The 229-nt window shown below is 70.7% G+C and carries 1 protein-coding gene; it reads left to right on the top strand.

Going from position 1 to position 229, the window contains the following annotated elements; translation table 11 throughout:
* The coding region (locus R0J87_RS25535) for a type II secretion system F family protein (RefSeq protein WP_498889811.1) at positions 1-229 on the top strand (229 nt) is incomplete at both ends.

Raw genomic sequence — 229 nt, 5'->3', positions numbered from 1 at the left:
CTCGGTCGCCCTCGCCGCCCACCGCGGCGTCTTCCCCCCGATCATGATCAGCCTCGTCCGCGCCAGCGAGGCCTCGGGCACCATGGGCCCCATGCTCGAGCGGGTCTCGAGCTACCTCGCCAAGGAGGCCCAGACCCGCCGCACCGTCCGTGGGGCGCTGACCTACCCCGCGGTGATGATGAGCATGGTGCTGCTGGTGACCGTCTTCCTGCTCGCGTTCGTGATGCCC

Source organism: Halomonas sp. SIMBA_159 (assembly GCF_046536035.1).
Classification (GTDB): domain Bacteria; phylum Pseudomonadota; class Gammaproteobacteria; order Pseudomonadales; family Halomonadaceae; genus Vreelandella; species Vreelandella venusta_A.
The sequence above is the reverse complement of the archived record's forward strand: the minus strand, read 5'-3'. Positions and strand labels throughout refer to the sequence as shown.